The sequence below is a fragment of the Halomonas sp. Y3 genome (assembly GCF_024137965.1).
Classification (GTDB): domain Bacteria; phylum Pseudomonadota; class Gammaproteobacteria; order Pseudomonadales; family Halomonadaceae; genus Halomonas; species Halomonas mongoliensis.
Genome location: NZ_CP099975.1, coordinates 677,112 through 696,048, shown reverse-complemented (window position 1 = coordinate 696,048; position 18,937 = coordinate 677,112). Strand labels below are relative to the sequence as shown.

Sequence of the window (18,937 nt, the reverse complement as noted above, 5' to 3'; positions counted from 1 at the left end):
GCCGCCGTCACGCCTGGCAGGCGTGGCGGCGGCGATCGATAAACAGCGTATTACCCGCCCGGCGCTTGGCCTGGGCCTTCAGCTCGGAAAGCTCGGCCGCCAGCTGGACGGGCCTGAGCCCCTCCCCGGCATGAACCGGACGGGCCGCCAGCGATAGGCTGACCAACGGGTAAAAGACCGTCTCGCCGCGGCGGTTCTCGCACGTAAGCCCACCCGCCGCGCAGTGTTCTGGCTGATAGAAGTCCGGGACCAGCGCCGCAAAGTCAGCAAGCACCTGCTCACAGCTGGCGCGCCAGCGTGGGCCGCCGAGCAGCAGCATGAAGTCGTCGCCGCCGATATGGCCAAGGAAGTCCTCGGCCTCGCTCAGGTGCGACAGCAGCAGCCTCGAGAGCGCCTGGATCAGCCGGTCTCCCTCGGCATAGCCGTAGCAGTCGTTGAAGGCCTTGAAGTTGTCGAGATCGGCATAGACGGCCACGAACCCCCGCCCCTGCATGAGCCGCTCGGCCAGGCTCTCCTGGATCAGGATATTGCCAGGCAGGCCGGTGAGCGGGTTGGCATTGCGCGCCTGCCGCACCTGGATGGCCGTGATCTCCCGCAGCAGATCAATGATATTGCCCATGCCCAGGTACCCCCCCTCGGCATCGACGATCACGAAGTCCTCCTGCTGCAGGCCGCTCACGTCGGTAATCCGCTGGCTCAGGAGATCCAGAGAGGTATCCCGGCTCACGCAGAGTACCCGGCGGTCGGCGACGTCCCTGACCCGTTTGCGGGCATACAGGGCATGACTGTAGGGGTTGGTGAAGAGCGTCAGGAACTCCTGGCGACGCACGACCGCCACGGGGCGGCTTGAAGCGACCACCGCCACGCAGCGCAGCCCGGGCTCAGCACGGAAACGCTCCGCCAGCGCAGCCACCGGCAGCTCTGGTGTTACCGGCGGCACGGCGGCCAGCAGGGCACTGGCGGTCTGCCGAGGCGCCGAGGCCGGAAGATCGTGTAGCGGCAGCAAGGCACTCACCTCTCGAGCCGGCTCGGCGCTCGGGCGAGCAAAATAATACCCCTGCATCAGCGCCAGGCTGCGGTCCAGCTCCCAAAGGCAGCGCTGCTCCGCCGCTGTCTCGACCCCTTCCACGATCAGCTCGCAGCCCAGGTTTCTCGCCACGTCCAGCAGGGAGCGCAGGAACTCGCGCTTGTCGGGCTGAATATCGATGCCGGACACAAAGTGACGATCCAGCTTGACCATGTCAGGGCGTAGCTCGGCCCAATGACGCAGGCTTGAGTGGCCGGCGCCCAGGTCATCCAGGGCCACCCGAAAGCCCATATCGCGATAGTGCCGCATGGCCTGGCGCATGGCCTGGTAGTCCAGGATGGGGTCGTGCTCGGTCAGCTCGATGACCACGCGCTCGGGAGCCAGGCCGGCCCGTTCGAGAAACCCCAGCGTCAGCCCTTCGCGAAAGTCTCGTTCCAGAAGCGTCGCGGGCATAACATTGAGGAACAGCTTGCCCTCGAGCCTCAGCGCCATGAAGCGCTCGATGGCGATGCGCCGGCAGAGCAGATCCAGCTCCACCAGCCGCCCGGTCTGCAGCGCGACCTCGAAGAGCCGCTGAGGGGCATGGAACAGCGTCCCGGACGGGCCCCTTATCAGCGCCTCATAGCCGTGAATCTCGCGCCTTGCGACATCGACGATGGGCTGGAAGAGAGGCGTCAGTTGCTCATCGGTAATGACCTCGTCCAGCAGCACCTGCTCGTTCACCATCCTGTCCGTCTCGACCGTTGCGAAACGGCGATGATGCGACGATTGGATGGCACTCGTGTGACAGCCGCCTCCCCGCCGGTTCCCTTCCAAGCCGCCACCGCCTGGCTGCCCGGGCAGCATGGTCGGGTAGACCGGGCGATTACTCGACCCGGCCCCCCACAGAGCCGGACGTGCGCGATTAACGCATCCGGCTCTTCAATCACCAGCTTCGCTGAAGGGTTCGTTGGTGCACAATCCTTGCCTTGGGTAACGGCAGGCGCTTGAGCAGCAGGTTGGCTTTATCCCACGAGAAGCCTCCCCGTTGAGAGCGACGTCTCAGCCATTTGACCCAGATCCGTCGGGCCTGATCCACAAGCGCTTTCAGCGCTTCATAATTGCCTGTGATGCCATAGTAGGCAAAGTGCCCCTTGACCTTCCGACATAGGTGGCGATGCTGGATCAGAAGGGGCTGGTGCCGATTCGCCCGGCACCAGACCGACAGGTGCCTCAAGGCTCGCTTGAGTCGATCCTTGGCCGTCTTCTGCTTGATAACCCAGTAACCGCGCCGGGACTTCCCCCAGTAGTGGGTGAAGCCCAGGAAGTCGAAGGTCTCGGCGCGCTGTCCACCGTGTGGCTGAAACCGTACCAGTCGGGTCTTGGCGGGGTGCAGGGTAAGGCCGAAGCGTGCAAAACGCCTGGGCAGTACCTCCAGCACCTTGCGGGCTTCGGCTTCGTTGCTGAAGGCGAGCACGGCGTCGTCGGCAAACCTTACCTCGAACGCGCGTCCACGCAGGCGTGGCTTGACGTCTTTCTCAAACCACTCGTCCAGCACATAGTGCAGGTAGATATTCGCCAGTAAGGGGGATATCACACCCCCTTGCGGGCTTCCTACCTCACCTTTCTGCCACTGCCCGGCCTCCAGGACTCCGGCCTTGAGCCACTTACCGATCAGGCGGAGGACGACACCGTCCTTCACTCGTTGCTGCAGAAACTCACGCAGGTGCCGATGGTCGATCGTGTCGAAGAAGGCTTGGATGTCCAGGTCAATGACCCAGCCACCTCCCATCGACATCAAGCTCTCCCTCACCGTCTCGATCGCCTGGTGCGCCGAGCGTCCCGGCCGGAAGCCGTACGAGCCGTCCAGAAAGTCGTACTCGTAGAGCGGCTCCAGCAGGGCCACTACAGCACGCTGCAGGACCTTGTCTTCGAAGGTGGGGATGCCGATCGGCCGTGTGGTGCGCCCATCTCCCTTGGGGATATGGACACGCCGCACTGGCGGCGCCCGGTAGCAACCACTCTTGGCCGCTTCCAGCAACCGCTGGATATTGGCCTCGAAGTCGCGCGCGAAGTCGTCCGCCGTCTGGCCATCAATCCCGACGGCGCCATCACGGCGCGTCATCAGGTAGGCCGTCTTCAGCCACTGGGCATCGATATGATGCGCCAGTGACGTGAAGGCACGCTGCGGGAAGCACTCTGCCAGTGCTGCTATCCGCACTTGTTTCGTGGACATGACCTCAGGTTCCTGTGCACCTGTCATGTTGCCCTCGTGCAGTTCTGATGATTGGCCGCCCCTTCCCTCCAGTGGGTCCCGTCGAGTCGGTTCCCCACCTTCCCGGGTACTATGAGCGACTCCGACTCCCGCCCCTCCATCCGGCTGGCTCCTTGTCGTCGCCTGGCCGTACCCCCTGAGTGCCTGCTGTTTGCTTCCGGTACCGTCAGGCACGACAGCACCGGACCGGGAGCTTTCTCGGCAGGCAGCCCCATGCCTGTCGTCCTGGTTTTCGGAGGAGAAGGACGGGCCTCCCAGGTTCCTGGGAAACCCCTATATGAACATGCCCTGCTCTTCGACCCCGGCGGCCCGCATCCGCCAAGCCATAAGGCGGAGACGTTTTGCCTTCCATTCTTAAGACAATGTCGGCAGCCACGTTTCACAATTTCGGGGCTCTATCACACGGCCTGCTCACTCGCTGTGTACGCTTCGCAGCGGCGGTTGCCCGACACCACGCAACACTCGCTACCGGCTGGTGGCTAGCCTTGGCCGGGTGGGACTTGCACCCACTGGGTTTCATTTCATCCTTTCAGCTGTTTGACACTGCTTCCCGGATGACCAGGCTTTCCCTGGCGCACCTCAAGTTCATGCTCGGGAAACTTGGCTGTCGTCCCCTTCCCCTAGGGTCAGTTGGCGTCTCCCCGTATTCGCGCTGCCGACTTTCTACCAAACGGTCCGGGCGAAAGTGGGGTTGCTCCCCATCACGCGGCCAGCGGCGACAGCGCCATGATCTGCGCGCGCAGCGCCAGCTTCTCCCTGGCGATCACCTCACGCCAGGCATTGCTCTCGCGCTCCAGCGCCCCATCGCGGGAGAGAGAAGGGGCGCTGGCGAAGAAGGCCGCGATCCAGGCCTGGCGGGTGCAGAGGTCCTGAAACTCGCCGAGCAGCGACTGGCGCTGCTTCAGCCCCTTGAGAAAACGTCGGTGGCGCTTCGGATCCAGATCGGCCAGGTAGCGGATGCGCTTCACCGCCTTGCGCAGGTCGTGGAAGACCTCGTCGGGGGCCTCAGGCGTGAGGGCGGCCAGGTCGCTATCGTGGCCGAGGATGCGCTCGGAAAGCACCGATTCGATACGCTTCGACGAGAGCTGCTCCAGGGTCTTCCGAAACGCCCTGCCGCCGAGAAACCCCTGCCAGGATTGCATCTCTTCGGCATAGCCGGGGTCGCGAAGCTGCTGGCACAGCGCCTCGTGCTGCTCACGGTTTCTGGCATGGAGCCAGCGCTGCAGAGCTCGGCGGGTCGGCGGCGAAAGCGGCGGCGGGGTCTTTTCCAGACTGTCCAGGAAGACATCGAGATCGCGCAGGTCGCTAGTGACCTGGGCGCGATGCTTGAGCCGCTTCAGCCTCTTATTGAGACCGAGCCCCTTGTTACCGCTGGATCGCTTCTTGTTGCCCTTGGATGTTTGCTTGCCTGTGGGCTGCCTCGCGGTAGCCAGAACCGACTCGCCAATCGCCCGGCTGCGGCGCAGGTTGACGCGGTACTGGTGCAGGAACTCGGGATCGATGCCGGCCATTACGCCCGGCTCCAGGGCCCTGACCATAAGATACTGGTGGCCGAGCTGGTCGAGGATGCGCGCGTCCAGATCGGCCTTGCCAGGGTCAGGGGGTTCGGGCGCTCGGCGCTGGAAAAGCGCGTGGCTGGCCGCCTCCGGGATCAGGCTGGCGGCCAGACCAGCCCCGTGCTGGCGCACTGCCGACCAGGGCGTTGTCACCGGCAGGGTGAGATGCAGCGCCGCAGCGGTGGGCAGTGAAGCCGGCGCCTCGGCACAGAGCCACCGGGCCAGCTCCAGCAGCGCCGGATTGTGACCGACCACCAGCACCCTCTCGGCCTCATCCGGCAGCGCCTTCAGCCACGTCAGCAGCGTCTGACCATCGAAGGTGTAGAGGGTCTCGTCGACGAAGGCCCGATCGGTCAGGGAGCGTTCAGGCAGCTGCCCGGCAACCTCGCCCAGCGTCTCCTGCGCGCGCGTGGCACCGCTGACGTGGACCTCACCCTCCAGGGCCTGCCACTGCCGCAGGGGAATTGCCATGGCGGCCGCCTCACGCCTGCCTCGCTGGCTCAACGGGCGTTCGTGATCGGTCATGTCGCCGCGCGCCTGTTTTGACTTGGCGTGGCGCATCAAGAAGAGATGCCGCATGGAGAGCCTCCGAATCGGGATTCCTGTTGCCATGGTAGGCCAAGGGAACCGGCAATTCCCCCATCCGGCCCCGATTCCCCCTGACGAGATCCCGTCTGCGACCTATCGCCACAGCGCACGTCACCCAAGCGTCACATGCCGCAGAAACAATGCCGGATGACACGGGGTTTTCGCATGACGGGCACGCAAGGTCCGTATGGAGGCTGGAATGGAGAAAGTCGATGTAGTGGCATCGTTGGGACAGGAACAGTTGCTTCGACCTGCCTGGATCACGGCCGCCCTGGGGGCCAATGATCGGCTGAAGGTGTATCTCTCGCTGCTGCAGGCGGCCCGGGCCCATGCCGACGACCCCACCGCCCCGCCACTTGACCTGTCGGGCGAGCTGGCCGCCATCCGCATCGGTTCGCCCTGGTTCAAGGACCTGCCCGCTTCGGCCTTTCGCACCGGAAGGCTGGTGAATATCCCGGAGCTGCCCCGCCTCGCTGCCCTGCTGCGGGAGGATCTCCTCATCATGGCCCGCCCGTTCATCGAATCAGCCAACCACGTGGAGCTCAGCGCAAGAACGGTCCACTGGAGCGACTGGCTGGCGTCACTCGGTGACGACACCCTCGATGACCATCAGCTGCAGGCGTTGACCAGCGGCAAACGCGCCAACGGAGACAGCTTCCACATCCTGGTCATGGATCTGCACAAGGCGCTCAACCGCATGGCCGCCGAGCTGTCGGATGACACCATCGACGGGGCCCATGTGTGGGGACTGGCGGAACAGGACCGCCCGCGGGTGGCCGCCTTCATGGGAGGGCTAAATCGCACTCGCCCCCTCAAGCTGGACCACCCGGGGCTGGACACCGCGGCCACCCGCGACGGCGATCGCCTTCTGCTGCAGAACGACATCGGCACCAATGATGCCCATGTCCTGGTGATCCAGATCGAGGGGCTGCGTATCGCCCTCACCTACTCCGACCTGCACCGCCAGCGCTTTGGTTTCTTCCGGCACCTGCTGGGCGAGATCGGCGCCCAGTGGTCGACACCCGAGGCGCGAACCGCCAGCGGCCTGAATGACGGCAAGGCCTTCTTCGTCGGCACCGCCACCTTCGATTGCGAAGACGAAGGGAGCCTGCAGGACGCCCTGGCAGGCATCGGAGCTCGCATCGTCTTCCTGATCGACTGGAACCGCGCCCGCAAGCGTCTCGTGCAGTTCGTCGGCAAGGCCTCAGCGGTGGCCATCCTCAGCGAGACCGCGCGCCGAGAAATGGGCCACATGGCCTGGCTGGTCGCCGGCGGTGAACGCCTGATCTTCGGCGCCATGCAGGCCCTGGGCAGTGACTACTTCCATATTGGCGACCGCCTCGACCAGGTGCTGGGCGCCGTGCCGGCCCAGGAGTTCCTGATCGAGGCCCTGACCCTTGCCAGCCAGTCGATGCAACAGGGGCACAGCGCTGCGCTGATCGCCGATGAGACCCGCCTGCTGCTGGTCCGCCACCTGCAACGGCGTCGAGATGAATTCGACCTGCTGAGTGAACACGCCGCCTACTGCCACGCTCTGGCCGAAGGGCTGCGCGACGCCCTCGCCCACGGCCATCACCTCAAGCGCAAGGCGGCCGAAAAGCTGGCCGGACGCGCCAAGGAGTGGGAGCACCAGGCCGATCTGGTGGTGATGCGCTCCCGCTCCCGCGCCGAGCTCCAGCCCCGCTGGCGGCCTTTCACCGGCCTGATCGAGCGCGCCGACGATGTGGCCGACTACCTGGAGGAGGCCACCTTCCTGCTCTCCCTGATTGCCGAGGGAGGACACGGCGACTGGGAGCAGGACGTGCAGCAGGCCATGCAGCGGCTTGCCGATGAAGTGCTGAATGCCACCCAGGATCACGTCAAGGCCCTGGCCATCGCCGGCACGCTCGGCGAGCAGAGCACGGCTGAGGATCACGAGGAGTTCGTGGCCGCCCTGTGGCGCGTGCTCAGCGCCGAACGACGCTGTGACGTGCTCCTGCGGGACGTCCGCCGAGCGCTGATGCGCCACGCCAACGATGCGGTCACGCATAGCCTGGGCACAGAGTTTGCGCTCGCACTCGAACGCTCCACCGATGCCCTGCTGGCGACCGGCTTCGGCCTGCGCAAGCTGGCCTTCAGTCGGCTGGGAGGCGGCCTGTGAATCGGCTCAGCGTAGAAGAGATCTCGTACACCGCCGGACAGCAGATCCAAGTCATCGGCGACGGGACGCCACTGCCTGCCGATGCCTCGCTGGACGTGCTCGGCGCCAAGGCCTGGAACCTGGCGAAGATGGCCGCCCTCGGCCTGCCGGTTCCCCCGGCCTTCGTGATCGGCACCGGTTGGTGCCAGCAGCCAGAGGATGTACATACCCATTGGCCAGCAGCCCTGCAGCGGCTCGAGGCATTGACCGGGCTGAGCCTCGGCGATCACCGCCGCCCGCTGTTGCTCTCGGTCCGCTCCGGCGCGGCGGTCTCCATGCCGGGCATGATGGAGTCGCTGCTCAATATCGGGCTGACCGAGGCGACGCTGCCCGGCATGGTGAGGCTGACCGGGCATCCACGCCTGGCCTGGGACGCCTACCGGCGCCTGATTGCCGCCTACGGCGAGGTGGTTGCCGGCATTCCGGCCGCCCACTTCGAAGCCGACCTGGATGGCATCCGTCAGGGAGATGACGAGCGTGAACTCGATTTCGCCGCGCTGCGCGAGGTCGCCAACCGCCACCTCTCGACCTATGTTCGCGAAGCCGGCGAACCCTTTCCCCAGGATGCTCATGTGCAGCTCCGCGAGGCCATTGCCGCCGTGTTCGCCTCCTGGCAGAGCGCCAAGGCCCGCGCCTACCGGGAACTGCACGGCATTCCGCACGACATCGGTACCGCCGTCACGGTACAACGCATGGTGTTCGGCAATGCCGGCGGGCTTTCCGGGGCCGGCGTGGGCTTTACCCGCAACCCCAGCAGCGGTGAGCCCTGCCCCTGGGTAGACTTCCTGTTCAACGCCCAGGGCGAAGACGTTGTCAGCGGCAGGCGGAGCGCCCGGGGCCATGACGAACTTGCCCTGGTCATCCCGAACCTCTGGGAAACCCTCAAACGGATCTGTTCGCAGCTCGAATCGGCATTTGGTGACATGCAGGACTTCGAGTTCACCATCGAGAGCGGCCGGCTTCATCTGCTCCAGACCCGCAGCGGCAAGCGCACCCCCCAGGCGGCGGCACGCATTGCCCTGGACCTGCTCGATCAAGGCATCATCGACTCCGCCACGGCCCTGGCACGCACCCAGCACCTGAACGCCTCGGCTCTGACCCTGCGCAGCGTGGCAAGCACCGATGGTCGCCGCCTCTCTCCCCTGGCGCATGCGGCGAGCGCTGCAAATGGCGTGGCATGCGGCGAAATCGTCATGGATGAAGCCCGGGCAAGAGCACGCAAGGCGGCGGGGGTTCCCACGATCCTGGTGAAGCGCGACGCTGAAACTCACGACATCGCGGCCATAGAGCTCGCGGCAGGTCTGCTGACCCAGCGCGGCGCCCGCACCTCCCATGCCGCGGTGGTGGCGCGCCAGCTGGGCAAGGTCTGCCTGGTGGGCTGTGAAACGCTAAGCCTGGATGAGGCGTCACGCACCTTGGCGACCACCGGCTCAAGGAGGGCGATACTCTGACCCTGGATGGCAATCAGGGCCTCATCTACCTCGGCGAGATACGCATCGAGGAGCGGGTGCCACCAGAGCTGATGGCACGGCTCGACAGGCTAAGGGCGAACTGCCGCTGAGCGAGTGCGAATCATCATCAGCGTTGCCAGGGCAGCCAGCAGCAGCCCGGAAGTCAGCCACAGTGCCCCCGCGCCCCACGCCGACAGCATCATGCCGAACAGCCAGGGTGACAGCGCCTGGGCCACCCGCGCCGGGGCAATGAGCCAGCCCTGGCGCGCCCCGTACCCCCGAGCACCGAAGAGCGTCAGCGGCAGGGTGCCGGCCGCAATGGTCAACAAGCCGTTGCCGGCACCGTGAAGGATCGCAAAGCCGGCCGCCGGCATACCGAGGGCCACCAGCAGCGCCGCCCCCAGTGGGTGCAGGCAGGTGGCCACCCTGGCCGCCACCAGCGGATGGGCCTGACGCATCAATGCGAACTCCGCGAAGCGTGCCCCGACCTGAGCCGGGCCGACCAGCGCGGCGGCCGCCACGGCCGTGGCCAGGGAAATCCCGGTCTCCTGAAGCAGCCCTGGCAGATGGGCCGCCATCGCCGTCGAGACGAACCAGCCGGCCGCGAACACATAGGCCAGCCCTGCCATCGTCCAGCGCCTGGCAGTTGCCGACTCCCCCGCCTCGGCATCCTCAGGCGGAGCGCTCGACACCGCCTGACGCTCCTCTTCATTCGGCAGACAGCGGTGCAGCGGCAGGCAGACCAGCAGCTGTACGGCAGCCCATATCAGACAGGCCTCTCGCCAGCCGAAAACGTCGTTCAGCCAGGCGGTCATCGGCCAGCCAAGCGTGCTGGCAAATCCTGCCATCAGCGTCACACCGGTGATCGCCCGCCGCGCATCGCGACCAAAGACACGCGTCAGGGTGGCGAAGGCGGCATCGTAGAGCCCCATCGCCATGCCAGCGCCCATGATGGCCCAGCCCAGCACCAGCCCGGTGGCGCCCTGGGCCAGTCCCAGCAGCACCAGACCAGCGGCCAGCGTCAGGCTGGAGAGGCTCAGCATCTTGCGCCCCCCGAAGCGATCGATGCGCTGCCCCACCCAGGGACCGCAGGCAGCCGTGATCAGCAGCGACAGCGAAAAGGCCGCGAACACCCAGTGTCGCTTCAGGCCGAGCTCTGCGGCCATCGGCGTGGCCAGGATAGCAGGCAGGTAGTAGCTCGACGCCCAGGCCAGGGTCTGGGTCACGCCCAGCAGCATGGTCAGTCGGACCGACGAACCGGCGATGGCCATCAGCCCCCCGTTCCCTCATGAGCGACGGTGTGTGGCGCAGCGGACACCCAAGCCCCTGGCGCCAAGCGCGCCACTTCCGGTCCCATGCGTACCTCCTCGGCGTCATGCGCCAGCCGCACATGGGATGGCAAGGGACTCGGCGCCTCCAGAAGCTCTGCCACCAGCTCATGACTCATATGGGTCAGAAAGGCACGTGGCGCGCCGAGCCTCTCGATGATCTGCAGCGCCATGGGCAGGCTGTTATGGTTGCGCGGCGCAGTACAAGAGGACGGATAGGTGGCGTCAAGCACCACCACGTCGGGCACCCACTCGCGCAGGAAGCGCTCCGTCTCAGGCGGCAGGCCACAGGTATCGGTGAGATAAGCCAGTTTGCTGCCGCCGTCATCCAGGCAGTAGCCGAGCGTCGGCTTGCTGTGTACCAGAGGCAAGGGGGTAACGGTCATGCTGTCGAGATGCAGAGGTTTGAAGGGCTTGAGACCGGGACGAAAGTCGAGAATGCCGGGGTTGCGATAGAGGTCTGCGCAGCCGCGGGCGTCCTTGGGGCCAAACACCGGAATGGGCTCTCCCCTCCCCCAGCGCAGGTGCAGCAGCCCCTGCACGTGGTCGGCATGGTAGTGCGTCAGCAGGATCGCCGCGGGGCGCTCCCGCTCACAGCTCTCCGCCAGATCCATGCGGCCGGCATCCAGCAGGTAGCGGCGCCCATCCGCCCAGAATTCCGCGCTGCAGGGCCCCCGCCGGGCGCTGGTCAGCACTCGGGCCTGGGCACAGGCGAGACAGTCGCAGCCGAAGCAGGGGATCTGGGCGCTGTCTCCCGTGCCCACAAAGCGAAACCTCATGGCACGCACCTCGCCGCCAGCAGCCGGGCCAGCGCCGCCAGGCTCGCCTCCGGGGTGCCGGCATTATCGATACGCACCACCTCCGGCAGGGAAGCCGTCAGCTGGCGATGGCGCGCCAGGCGCGCCTCGATCGCCTCCGGCCCCTCTCTGCCGCGCGTCAGCAGGCGCTGACGCAGCAGCGCTTCCGGTGCCGTGACCAGAACCGGCAGCAGCCGCTCGCCGAAGCGGCAGCGGGCGTCGGACAGCGCCCGACGGCTGCCGTTGACCAGCACGATAGCGTCGCGCCCCAGCCAGGCCTCCAGCTCGATGCCCAGGCCGTAACAGAGACCGTGGGCTTCCCAGCTGAGGCAGAAAAGCCCCGCCCGGCGGCGGACCGCAAACTCTTCGTCGCTCAGGGCAACGCTGTTTTCGCTGGCGCCGCTCTCCCGGGTCACGTAGCGGTGCGCCACCAGCCACTCGGGGTGCCGGCTGCGTGCCGCGGCCAGCAGCGTGTCCTTGCCGACCCCGCTGGCCCCCATCAGATACACGAGCCGGGCCATCAGTGCACCTGCCTGCCGGCGCACCAGACACGCTGCACCAGCGGATGCCCGTCGCAGACCCGGATACGAATGAGGTCGGCACGCTGCCCGGCCGCCAGGCGCCCGCGGTCGTGCAACCCCACCGCATCGGCGGGATGGCGCGTGGCTGTGGCAACCGCCTGGGGCAGGCTGTAGCCCTCCGCCATCTCGGCAATCCGGAACACCGCATCCAGCAGTGACGCCGGATAATAGTCGGAAGACAGCACGTCGAGCACGCCACGTCGGACCAGCTCGGCAGCCGCGATATTGCCCGAGTGGGAGCCGCCCCGCACCACGTTGGGTGCCCCCATCAGCACCGCCATACCCGCGCGGTGGGACGCTTCCGCCGCCTCCAGGGTAGTCGGGAATTCCGCCACGCCAATGCCATATTCGCGGCTTTCCGCCACGTGCTCGACGGTGGCATCGTCATGGCTGGCCAGGGCCAGGCCGCGCGCTCGGCAGCGTGCCGCAATCTCGCGTCGCTGCTCGCCGCTGTAGCGCAGGCTGTTGGCCTTTTGCTGCTCGATAAAGGCCGCCATCTCGGCGTCGGAAAGGCGGAACTTGCCCTGATAGTAGGTGCGATAGGCTTCCAGACTGACGAACTGGCGCTGTCCCGGCGCGTGGTCCATCAGCGATACCAGACCCAGCAATGGTGATGCTTCCATGGCCTCGAACGTGGCCAGCGTGCCGGGATGACTCACCTCGCAGCGCAGGTGGAGACGGTGGTCAACCCGCGCCAGGCCACGCTGCTGCATGTCCAGCAGAGCGTCATGCATCCCGCTCAGCGCCCTGGCGCGCATGCTGTTGGTCTCCACGCTGCCAATCGCGAGCGAGTCGAACACCGTGGTAATGCCGCTGGCAGCCATTTGAGCGTCGTGGGCCAGCGCCGCCTGCCGCGAGGGCCATGCCACCTTGGGCCGCGGCTGGAAATATTTCTCCATGTTGTCGGTATGCAGCTCCACCATCCCCGGCATCAGATAGTCGCCATCGCAGTCCACGGCCGAGGCCAGACGGCTCGGGGCAGTATCCAGGGCGGCGATGCGTCCTTCATGGATCAGCAGCGAACCCTGGCGCACTTCGTCATCCAGTATCAGGCGTACATTGGTCAGCACCTGCTCATCGGCAGACATCAGCGAGGCTCCTCGGTCACGGTTTCGGCCACTTCAAGGAATGCCAGAGCATCTCCTTGAAAGTCCTTGAGATGGGTCTGTAGCCGTTCATGTGGCCAGTGCCACCAGCCGACGGCTTCAAGACGACCCGGAATCTCGGGATTCTCGAAGCGCGGCCTCAAGACCCTTGCGGGGTTGCCCACCACGATCATGTAGGGCGGTACATCCCGCGTGACCACGCTCCCGGCGCCCACGATGGCACCATTGCCGATATGCACGCCCGGCAGGATGATCGCACCATGGCCAATCCAGACATCGTGCCCCACGACCACACGCTCCTTTTCACGCCAAGCGAAGACCTCCTGATCGACAGACTGACTGTCCGACGTGAACCCGAACTTGCCCGGCCGATAGGTAAAGTGGTGCAGCGTGGGGCGCCACCATGGATGGTTACTGGGGTTAACTCGCACGCTGGACGCGATGGAGGTGAAACGGCCCACCTGGGCAAACATCAGGTCACCATCACGCTCGATATAGCTGTAGTCGCCCAGCTCGACATGGTTGAGCACGCAGCGCTCCCCAACTTCTGTCCAGCAGCCTAGCTGCGTTGCGTTCAAGCGCGCTGAGGGGTGCACCCTGGGCTCGGGCGCAAGAGGCGTCATTCGCGGCTGGTTCATGACGGCTTTTCCTCTTCATGGATGGGCGTTGATGGCATTCCCATATAGGGCGTCAACGGCAGCAGGCGATCGGCCACCCGCTCGCGCACGTCCTCGTCATGGAAGATGCCCAGCAGGGCGGCACCACGCGCCTTGGCTTCCTGGATCAGCTCGACCACCACCTCACGGTTGGCGGCATCCAGGGAGGCCGTCGGTTCATCCAGCAGCAGCAGCGGATGCTCGGCAATGAAGCCGCGGGCGATATTGACCCGCTGCTGCTCGCCGCCGGAAAAGGTCCCCGGGGCCAGGTGCCACAGACGCTCGGGCAGGTTGAGGCGGGCCAGCATCGATTCGGCACGCACGCGTGCCTCGGCCTCACCCGCGCCGCGGGCCAGCAGCGGCTCCATCACCACCTCCACCGCGGGCACCCGGGGCACCACGCGCAGGAACTGGCTGACGTAGCCGATCACGTCGCGACGCAGGTTGTGCCAGGCGTGGGCGGGCAGGGTCTCCAGCGACAGGTCACCCTCCTCGAAGTGCAGACGCAGGGTGCCGCCGGTGACGCGGTAGCTGCCGTGAAGCATCTTGAGCAGCGTGCTCTTGCCGATGCCGCTGGGCCCGGCCAGCACCAGGCACTCCCCAGGGGACAGGGTCAGCGACAGGTCGCGCATCACCTCGAGCGTCATGCCGCCCTGGCCGTGGAGCACGAAAGCCTTGTGCAGGGCGTCGACGCTGAGAAAGGGGTGCGTCAGGGATGTCATGGCGGGCCTCCTCACGGGGTCAGGACCGACGACACCAGCAGCTGCGTATAGGCATGCTGGGGGTCATCGAGGATTTGGTCGGTCAGGCCAGCCTCCACCACCTGGCCACGGCGCATGACCATCAGGCGATGAGCCAGCAGGCGGGCTACGGCCAGGTCATGGGTCACCAGGATCACCGAGAGGCCAAGCTCACGGACCAGGGTGCGCAGCATATCGAGCAGCCGCGCCTGCACGGAGACATCCAGGCCACCGGTCGGCTCGTCCATGAACACCAGATTGGGACGGGTGACCAGGGTGCGGGCGATCTGCAGGCGCTGCTGCATGCCTCCCGAGAAGGTGCGCGGGGCATCGTCGATGCGCCCCGGATCGAGTTCCACCCGCCCCATCCAGTCCTGGCCGGCGGCGCGCAGCTGGCCGTAGTGGCGCTCGCCCAGAGCCATCAGGCGCTCGCCGATATTGGCCCCGGCGGAGACGCCCAGGCGCAGGCCGTCGCGGGGATTCTGGTGCACCAGGCCCCACTCCATGCGCAGCAGCGCCCGGCGACGGGCCTCGCCGATGGCGTAGAGGTCGAGCTCGCCCTCGTGGCCCGAACCGTCGCAGCCCTGGGCGGCGGATGAGTGATAGATCACCTGACCGGCATCGGGGCGCACCATCCCGGCGAGCAGCCGCAGCAGCGTTGACTTGCCGGATCCGGACTCGCCGACAATCCCGAGCACTTCCCCGCGGTGCAGGCGAATATCGATGGCCTCGCACCCTTTGCCGGGGCCGTAGAGCCGTGTGACGCCGCGCGCTTCGAGCAGCGTGGCGCGTTCAAGATCGGGACGCCTCATGCCACCTCCTCGGTGCGTGATTGGCAGTAGTCGGTATCGGAGCAGACGAACATACGCCCGCCCCGGTCGTCGGTGATCACCTCGTCGAGGAAGGTGTCACGGGCACCGCACAGCGCGCAGGGCGCATCCCACTCCTGCACCTCGAAGGGGTGGTCCTCGAAGTCCAGACTCTCCACCCGGGTGTACGGCGGGATGGCATAGAGACGCTTCTCGCGCCCGGCCCCGAACAGCATCAGCGCTTCACTCATGTGAAGCTTGGGGTTGTCGAACTTGGGAATCGGCGAGGGATCGGTGACGTAGCGTCCGTCCACCTTGACCGGATAGGCGTAGGTGGTGGCGATATGGCCGTGGCGGGCGATGTCCTCGTAGAGCTTGACGTGCATGACCCCGTACTCCTCCAGGGCATGCATCAGCCGGGTCTCCTCTTCGCTGGGCTCGATGAAGCGCAGCGGTTCGGGGATCGGCACCTGGAAGACCAGGATCTGGCCCTGACGCAGTGGCTGCTCGGGGATGCGGTGGCGGGTCTGGATCACGTCGGCTTCACCGGTGGCGGTCGTGGTGGTGACACCGGCAACACGCTCGAAGAAGGCGCGAATACTCACCGCGTTGGTGGTGTCGTCGGCCCCCTGGTCGATCACCTTGAGCACGTCGTCCTGGCCCAGCACGCTGGCGGTCAGCTGCATGCCGCCGGTGCCCCAGCCGTAAGGCATCGGCATCTCGCGTCCGCCGAAGGGCACCTGGTAGCCGGGAATGGCCACCGCCTTGAGCAGGCCGCGACGAATCATGCGTTTGGTCTGTTCGTCCAGGTAGGCAAAGTTGTAGCCGCTGGCGGTGGGCTCGCTTGCCGTCATGCTTGCTGCTCCTTGACCGGATCGCTGGGGGTGGTATGGCAGGCGTCGGTGTCGGCGCCTGTCACGGGGACAGAGCTGTCATCGCTTCGCGTCTTGGGGCCGGCCGCCTCGGCGCGTTGTGCGTGCTCGCGGCGTAGCCGTCGCAGCAGCTCGAGCTCGGACTGGAAATCGACGTAGTGCGGCAGCTTGAGGTGAGAGACGAAGCCCGCTGCTTCCACGCTGTCGGCGTGAGCGAGCACGAACTCCGCCTGCTGGGCAGGACCAGAAGCCGTCTCGCCCAGCTCCTCGGCGCGCAAGGCTCGGTCCACCAGCGCCATGGCCATGGTCTTGCGCTCGTTGTGGCCAAAGGCCAGGCCATAGCCGCGGGTGAACTGGGGCGCCGTCTCCCGTGAACCGCCGAACTGATTGATCATCTGGCACTCGCTGATCTCGATCTCGCCGATGCAGATCGGCGACTCGTGCTCGTCCACGGCAATCTCCACCTCCACGGTGCCCAGTCGGATCTCCCCGGCGAAGGGGTGGTTGCGGCCATAGCCGCGCTGGGTGGAGTAGCCGAGCGCCAGCAGGTAGCCCTCGTCGCCCCGAGCCAGCATCTGCAGGCGGGTGGCGCGATCCACCGGGAAGTCGGGAGGGTCACGGGTGATATCGTATGGCTCGGCACCGTCGTCCTCCTCGCGCTCGATTACCCCTTCGGCATCGAGCAGCTCCAGCACCTGGGGGCAGTCAGCCAGGGGCTCCTCGGCCGCGGCCGGCGCTTCCACCTCGGCGTTGGCCAGCTGCAGGAAGTCGAGCAGACGGTGGGTATAGTCGTAGGTCGGCCCCAGCACCTGGCCACCCGGAATATCCTTGTAGGTGGCGCTGATGCGCCGCTCGATGCGCATCGCGGAGGTGTCAAGCGGCAGCGTCTCGGCCAGGCGCGGCAGCGTGGTGCGATAGGCGCGAAGCAGGAAGACCGCCTCGACCATGTCGCCGCTGGCCTGCTTGATGGCGAGCGCCGCAAGCTCGGGGTCATAGAGCGAGGCCTCGGCCATTACGCGGGAAACCGCCAGGCGCAGCTGCTGCTCCACCTGGGCCACGCCGAGCTCGGGCGTCTCGCGCTCGCCTCGCCGCCGGTCGGCAAGCCAGCGGTGGGCGTTGGCGATGGCCTGCTCGCCTCCTTTTACGGCGACATACATGCGTCAACCTCCTCGACACGGGTGATACGGGTGCTGCGCGGCACGGCGGCCAGCCGGCCGTCGCAGGTCAGGATGGCGTCAAGCCCGAGGGGAAAGCGGCTTCGATTGGCGGCGAGCCTCGTCATCAGCGCCTCACCGCCCTCCCCCGGGTCCAGGCGTCGCACGCCGGGAATACCGGGGCCGCTCAGGGCCCATGGGCCGTCGCTGTTCAGGCGATCGAGCACCACCACCAGGGTGGTGCTGCGGTCGGGGTAGGTATCGCTGCCCTCGCAGAAGCCCGGCGCCTCCCGCTCGGCACTCCCTTCCAGGGTGGCGGGCGTCACCAGCGCGAAGTCGGCGTCAGCGGGGCACTGCGCCCGCAGGGCACCGGTGTGGAAGGCGAGGGCCTCGCCAAGGCCGGCGGCATCGAGCTCGGGGGCCAGCCAGACCCGCGTGTCGAGGTCGCACAGGGTGAGCAGCGTGGCCCAACAGGCCGTCCCGATCGCCGCATCGGACGGTGGCACCGGCGCCCCATCGACCTCGGCGAAGGTACCGGGCTCGGCCATCGCCGAGAGCAGCTGACGATAGACCCGCTGGCTGTCGTGCACGGGGGTATCGAAGGCATTCCAGCGCATGGTTACTCTCCCCTGACCATGGTGAAAAAATCGACCCGGGTCGCCGCGGCGCGCCGCGCCGCCTCGGCGCGTTCAGCGTCGAGCGCACGCGCCAGCGGGGCCACGAGCCCTTCCTCGATGGCGGCCTGCCAGCAGCGGCGCTGAGCACAGGCGTCGACCAGGGCCATCAGTTCGGCGTGGCGAGGATCGCGCCCCTTCACCCAGCCGTGCCCCAGGGGCGCCTCGGCGGCGGCCTCATCGGTCAGCTGCACGCTGGCGCGGGTCAGGGTCATTTCCCCCAGGTTGAAGGCGCTGCCGGTACCGCCCATGCGCCCACGCACCATGGCCATGCCTACCTCGGGGCCCCTCACGCAGCGATAGTCGGGGCGAATATCCAGGCGCTGCCAGTGTTCGATCAGTCGCTCCCTGGGAGTCAGCGCCAGAATGCGCTGCCGACGTTGCGGCTCCATCATGAAAAATCCTCGCCTGCATTGGGAAAGTCACTGTTTGGAAAATCGATGTGGTACGACAGCCGGTCGGCGCGAGCGCGGCTCATCGACACCTCGACCAGCGCACCGGTCGAATCGATGTTGTCACTGGTAACCTGCAGCAGCGGCGCATGCAGGGCACACAGCAGCCAGCGCGCATCATCGGCACAGGCGGCAAGCGCCTCGATACGCGCCTGACGACGCCTGAGGCGGAGCCCATAGTGCTGGTCCAGAAAGGCGCGAGTGGATCCTCCCCGGTAGCGCTCGACCCAGGCGGGTACGCGGCGGGGATCGAACCAGTGGCTGATCATGACCAGCGGCGACCCATCGACGTAGCGCAGCGTCTTCACATGCAGCAGGCGCGCCTGTCCCTGCAGGGCGAAGCGTTGCGCCACTGTGCCAGGGGGGACTTCCAGCTCCTGGGACAGGCAGCGTGTCTCGCTGGCCATACCCAGCTCGGCAAGATTGTGAGTCACCTTGCTACCGGCGCTGAGCCGATAGTCGAGGCGCCGGTCCACCACCTGAGTGCCACGCCCCTGGTGCCGAGTCACCAGCCCAGCCGCCACCAGCTCGTCCAGCGCCCGACGCACGGTGTGACGATTGACGCCGAAGTGCTCGGCAAGCTCGCTTTCCGAGGGCAGCAAATCTCCAGCGGTGTAATCACTCCGCACCCGGTCTGTCAGCGTGTCCGCCAGCTGGCGATAGACGGGGGGTTCTTTTTGTCTAGACATGTTGAATGACGCCTCCTTGGCAAT

17 protein-coding genes are annotated in these 18,937 nt (G+C 66.6%); 2 read left to right on the top strand and 15 right to left on the bottom strand.

The window, feature by feature from the left end; all coding sequences use genetic code 11:
* Window positions 1-7: 7 nt before the first annotated feature.
* The 3 genes from NHL60_RS03280 to NHL60_RS03270 all read right to left on the bottom strand — a co-directional run bounded on the left by NHL60_RS03280 (window position 8) and on the right by NHL60_RS03270 (window position 5,398).
* Complete coding sequence (locus NHL60_RS03280) at window positions 8-1,750, bottom strand: GGDEF domain-containing protein (RefSeq protein ID WP_253448979.1); 1,743 nt, start codon at window positions 1,748-1,750, stop codon at window positions 8-10.
* Window positions 1,751-1,952: 202 nt separating this feature from the next.
* Window positions 1,953-3,242 (bottom strand): group II intron reverse transcriptase/maturase, encoded by a 1,290-nt coding sequence (ltrA, locus tag NHL60_RS03275; RefSeq protein ID WP_253445189.1) that lies wholly within the window; start codon window positions 3,240-3,242, stop codon window positions 1,953-1,955.
* Between the two features lie 740 nt (window positions 3,243-3,982).
* Entirely contained in the window at window positions 3,983-5,398 is a 1,416-nt protein-coding gene (locus NHL60_RS03270) for a CHAD domain-containing protein (protein ID WP_301271106.1), read from the bottom strand.
* 226 nt (window positions 5,399-5,624) lie between these two features.
* On the opposite strand from NHL60_RS03270, the gene NHL60_RS03265 reads away from it, so the two are divergent.
* Both NHL60_RS03265 and NHL60_RS03260 read left to right on the top strand, forming a co-directional pair.
* Window positions 5,625-7,565 (top strand): hypothetical protein, encoded by a 1,941-nt coding sequence (locus tag NHL60_RS03265; protein WP_253448973.1) that lies wholly within the window; start codon window positions 5,625-5,627, stop codon window positions 7,563-7,565.
* Window positions 7,562-9,055: a PEP/pyruvate-binding domain-containing protein gene (locus tag NHL60_RS03260; RefSeq protein WP_253448970.1), complete on the top strand. Its 1,494-nt coding sequence runs from the start codon at window positions 7,562-7,564 to the stop codon at window positions 9,053-9,055. Before NHL60_RS03265 ends, NHL60_RS03260 begins: the two co-directional genes overlap by 4 nt.
* Before the next feature lie 89 nt (window positions 9,056-9,144).
* On the opposite strand, the gene NHL60_RS03255 is transcribed toward NHL60_RS03260, so the two are convergent.
* From NHL60_RS03255 to phnF, 12 genes are read right to left on the bottom strand one after another with little or no spacing between them, the layout of a single operon-like run.
* Entirely contained in the window at window positions 9,145-10,326 is a 1,182-nt protein-coding gene (locus NHL60_RS03255) for an MFS transporter (protein ID WP_253448967.1), read from the bottom strand.
* Window positions 10,326-11,162: a phosphonate metabolism protein PhnP gene (gene phnP, locus NHL60_RS03250; RefSeq protein ID WP_253448963.1), complete on the bottom strand. Its 837-nt coding sequence runs from the start codon at window positions 11,160-11,162 to the stop codon at window positions 10,326-10,328. The genes NHL60_RS03255 and phnP overlap by 1 nt, the downstream gene beginning before the upstream one ends.
* Complete coding sequence (gene phnN / locus NHL60_RS03245) at window positions 11,159-11,701, bottom strand: ribose 1,5-bisphosphokinase (RefSeq protein WP_253448961.1); 543 nt, start codon at window positions 11,699-11,701, stop codon at window positions 11,159-11,161. Before phnN ends, phnP begins: the two co-directional genes overlap by 4 nt.
* On the bottom strand, window positions 11,701-12,849 hold the full coding sequence (locus NHL60_RS03240; RefSeq protein WP_253448958.1) for an alpha-D-ribose 1-methylphosphonate 5-triphosphate diphosphatase: 1,149 nt from the start codon (window positions 12,847-12,849) through the stop codon (window positions 11,701-11,703). Before NHL60_RS03240 ends, phnN begins: the two co-directional genes overlap by 1 nt.
* On the bottom strand, window positions 12,849-13,490 hold the full coding sequence (locus tag NHL60_RS03235; RefSeq protein ID WP_253451970.1) for a DapH/DapD/GlmU-related protein: 642 nt from the start codon (window positions 13,488-13,490) through the stop codon (window positions 12,849-12,851). The genes NHL60_RS03240 and NHL60_RS03235 overlap by 1 nt, the downstream gene beginning before the upstream one ends.
* Window positions 13,491-13,501: 11 nt before the next feature.
* Window positions 13,502-14,245 carry a phosphonate C-P lyase system protein PhnL gene (phnL, locus tag NHL60_RS03230; protein WP_253448955.1) on the bottom strand — a complete coding sequence of 248 codons (744 nt, stop codon included), beginning with the start codon at window positions 14,243-14,245 and terminating at the stop codon, window positions 13,502-13,504.
* An 11-nt stretch (window positions 14,246-14,256) separates the two neighbouring features.
* Window positions 14,257-15,075: a phosphonate C-P lyase system protein PhnK gene (phnK, locus tag NHL60_RS03225; protein WP_253448950.1), complete on the bottom strand. Its 819-nt coding sequence runs from the start codon at window positions 15,073-15,075 to the stop codon at window positions 14,257-14,259.
* Window positions 15,072-15,926 (bottom strand): alpha-D-ribose 1-methylphosphonate 5-phosphate C-P-lyase PhnJ, encoded by an 855-nt coding sequence (locus NHL60_RS03220; protein ID WP_253448948.1) that lies wholly within the window; start codon window positions 15,924-15,926, stop codon window positions 15,072-15,074. The genes phnK and NHL60_RS03220 overlap by 4 nt, the downstream gene beginning before the upstream one ends.
* Window positions 15,923-17,101, bottom strand: coding sequence for a carbon-phosphorus lyase complex subunit PhnI (locus tag NHL60_RS03215; RefSeq protein WP_253448945.1), 1,179 nt, complete (start codon window positions 17,099-17,101; stop codon window positions 15,923-15,925). The genes NHL60_RS03220 and NHL60_RS03215 overlap by 4 nt, the downstream gene beginning before the upstream one ends.
* Window positions 17,086-17,715 carry a phosphonate C-P lyase system protein PhnH gene (gene phnH, locus NHL60_RS03210; protein ID WP_253448942.1) on the bottom strand — a complete coding sequence of 210 codons (630 nt, stop codon included), beginning with the start codon at window positions 17,713-17,715 and terminating at the stop codon, window positions 17,086-17,088. The genes NHL60_RS03215 and phnH overlap by 16 nt, the downstream gene beginning before the upstream one ends.
* Before the next feature lie 2 nt (window positions 17,716-17,717).
* On the bottom strand, window positions 17,718-18,167 hold the full coding sequence (gene phnG, locus NHL60_RS03205) for a phosphonate C-P lyase system protein PhnG (RefSeq protein ID WP_253448939.1): 450 nt from the start codon (window positions 18,165-18,167) through the stop codon (window positions 17,718-17,720).
* A complete protein-coding gene (phnF, locus tag NHL60_RS03200) occupies window positions 18,164-18,913 on the bottom strand; it encodes a phosphonate metabolism transcriptional regulator PhnF (protein WP_253448936.1) in 750 nt (249 codons plus the stop codon). Before phnF ends, phnG begins: the two co-directional genes overlap by 4 nt.
* Window positions 18,914-18,937 lie beyond the last annotated feature (24 nt).